Origin of the sequence: Bradyrhizobium sp. CSA112 (genome assembly GCF_029051645.1) — a bacterium.
Taxonomy (GTDB): domain Bacteria; phylum Pseudomonadota; class Alphaproteobacteria; order Rhizobiales; family Xanthobacteraceae; genus Bradyrhizobium.
In genome coordinates this window covers 1-3,117 of record NZ_JAACFS010000087.1, presented here as the reverse complement: position 1 = coordinate 3,117, position 3,117 = coordinate 1, and the positions used below count along the sequence as shown (strand labels likewise).

Here is a 3,117-nt window from a genome sequence, read left to right as displayed (position 1 = left end):
CGAACAGTTCATGGATGCACCGCTCCGACGGATAGGCCGCCGCCGTCCGGTTCAACTCCTCCAGCAGATAGCTGCGTTCGTCGGCCGGCAGGATGTCGATGCGGCCGACCGGCTGCCCGGCATCAACCATCGCCCGCAGCAGCGCCAGCAGATAACCACGCTGCCGCTCGATCGTCGCCTGATCGAACAGCGCCGTGGCATAATCAAACGTTCCGGCTATGACCTCATCACACTCGCCTAGGCTCAGCTCCAGATCGAACTTGACCTGATCGAGCCCTTCCCCGGAAGCCTCCACGCTCAGCCCGGCAAGGTCGAACGACCCGACGGCGTTGTTCTGCCAGGCCAACATCACCTGGAACAGCGGGGTGTGATCAAGCGACCGTGGCGGCTGCACGATCTCGACTACCTGCTCGAACGGCAGGTCCTGATGCTCCTGCGCAGCCAGCGCCGTGCGCCGCGTCCGTTCCAGAAGCTGCGACACGCTCGGCTCGCCCGACAGCTCGAGGCGAAGCGCCAGGGTGTTGACGAAGAAGCCGATCAACCCTTCGATCTCGCGCCGGCCGCGATTGGCGCTCGGCACGCCGATCACAAGGTCGTCCTGCCCTGACAGACGCGACAGCACCGCGCCCCACGCCGCCAGCACCGTCATGAACAACGTCGTGCCATGCTGCTGGCTCAGCCGCTTCAACTCCCGCGTCAGATCCGCATCGATGACAACAGGCACAGTGGCCCCGGCAAACGACTGCCGGGCCGGCCGCGGCCGGTCCGTCGGCAAGGCCAGACGGGCCGGCGCGCCAGCCAGGGTGTTGCGCCAATACTCCGCCTGCTTCTGCAATCGCTCGCCAGCCAGCCACTGCCGTTGCCAGGCAGCATAGTCCGGATACTGGATCGCAAGCGGCGGCAGCGGATCGTCTTGTCCCGCCAGGAACGCCCGGTACAGCTGACTGAGTTCACGCACCAGCACGCCCAGCGACCAGCCGTCCGAGACAATGTGATGCTGGGTCAGCAGGAAGACGTGCTCGTCATCGGACATCCGGATCAGCCGGCCGCGGATCAGCGGCCCGCGCACCAGATCAAACAGCGTGCGCGCCTCTTCCTGGCACAGCTCCGACAGCGCCGCCTCCGCGTCTGCCCGGCCCCGCAGATCGTGCTCCACAACCGGCAACCCCGCATCCGCCGGCAGAACCTCAACCCAAGGCTCACCCTCCGACGCGACAAAAATGCTCCGCAGCGCCTCATGCCGCGCCACCAACTGGTCAAGGCTGCGCTGCCAGGCGCTGCGCTCGAGCACACCTTTGAGCCGCCACGCCAGCGGAATGTGATAATTCGTACTGCTCTCGTCGAGCTGCGCCAAAAACCACAGCCTCTGCTGCGCAAACGACAGCACAAATGGCGCATCGCGCGACACAGCCACAATGCCCGGCAGATCTTGTGGACCGGAGCGGCTCAATGTCTCGACAACGCTCCCCGCCAGGTCGGCCAGCACCGGCTTGGCGAACAGCGCCGTAAGCGGCAGCGCTACACCCAGAGCCTGCGACAGCCGGCTCAAGAGCCGTACCGCCAACAGCGAGTGGCCGCCCAGCGCGAAGAAGTTGTCGTGGCGACCGACCCGCTCTAAACCCAGAAGCTCTGCCCAGATCGTCGCCAGCGCCGTCTCGATCTCGCCCTGCGGCGCCTCATAGATGCCTCGCGCATACGCCTGATCCGCAGGCCGCGGCAGCGCCTTGCGATCCAGCTTGCCGTTCACCGTCAGCGGCAGCGCCGCGAGCCGCACGAACGCACTCGGCACCATGTAATCCGGCAATCGCGCACTTACATGTGCGCGCAAGGTGGCGGCAAGCTCAGATCCCTCCGCCTCGCCGGCATGCTCGGCCACCGCGACCACATAGGCCACCAGACGCGGCTCGCCACTGCGATCCTCTTGCGCCACCACTACCGCATCGCGCACCCAGGCGTGCTCGGACAGCCGCGCTGCGATCTCGCCCGGCTCGATCCGGAAGCCGCGGATCTTCACCTGATCGTCGTTGCGGCCCAAAAACTCCAGATTGCCGTCCGGCAGGTACCGCGCAAGGTCGCCGGTCCGGTACAGCCGATCGCCGTCCACAAAGGGACTGGCGATGAACCGCTCCGCCGTCAGATCGGCATGGTTCAGATAGCCACGCGCAACCCCCGCCCCGCCTATGTAAAGCTCACCCACCGCCCCCAACGGCACAGGCGCGCCATGGCCGTCCAGCAGATACACACGCGTGTTGGCAATCGGACGGCCGATCGGGATCGAGGCCAGCCCCTCGACGGATTCGGATATCTCGAATGTGGCACATCCAACCGTTGCTTCCGTCGGACCAAAATGATTGATCAGACGCACGCTCGGAAAACGCTCTTGCCAAAACTGCATGTCTGCCGGAATTAAGGCCTCGCCCCCAACCATGAGCACTCTTGTCGGAGCCGATCCTTTGTTGGCTTCGAGCCGTTTGTTCAGCATGCTTAGATGCGAAGGCGTCAGCTTGATCAGATCATAGGTCTGGCCATCCTCGACAGCAGCAAGCCAATCTATTGGGACAGTCTGGTTTAGAATGCGGAGCTTGGTACCGGCCAGCAAAGGCCCAAACAAGGTCGTAATGCTGCCGTCAAAGCTAAACGACAGCAGCATCAGCGAGCCGTTCCCAGCTCGTTCGCAATGGCGGCGATCCGACCAATGCAAATAGTTCACCAGTCCGCGATGCTCGACCATGACGCCCTTGGGGGTTCCGGTTGAGCCTGAGGTGTAGATGATGTAGGCGAGATGGCGCGAGGTGAGGCCGAGGGCGCGCGGCTCGGGATCAGAGACAGGCAGCGCGGCCCAGGGCGGGGTGGCCGTATCCAGATCGAGCGCCGTCACATCGGCGAGCGCCTCGGTGCCGAGCGCGGCGCGGCCGGCCGCATCGCAAAGCAGCAGCTGCGGCGCGGCATCGCCCAGCACCTGGCGCAGCCGCTGAGACGGATAGGCCGGGTCCAGCGGCAGATAGGCGCCGCCCGCCTTCAGGATCGCCAAGAGCCCCACCACCATCGCCGGGCTGCGCTCCAGGCAGATCGCCACCGGCTGATCCGGCCTGACCCCGAGTGCGATCAGATGATGCG

The 3,117-nt window shown here is 65.3% G+C and carries 1 protein-coding gene; it reads right to left on the bottom strand.

Annotation, left to right across the window (positions count from 1 at the left end):
- A partial coding sequence (locus tag GWE18_RS41715; protein WP_275191276.1) for an amino acid adenylation domain-containing protein occupies positions 1-3,117 on the bottom strand: 3,117 nt, incomplete at both ends.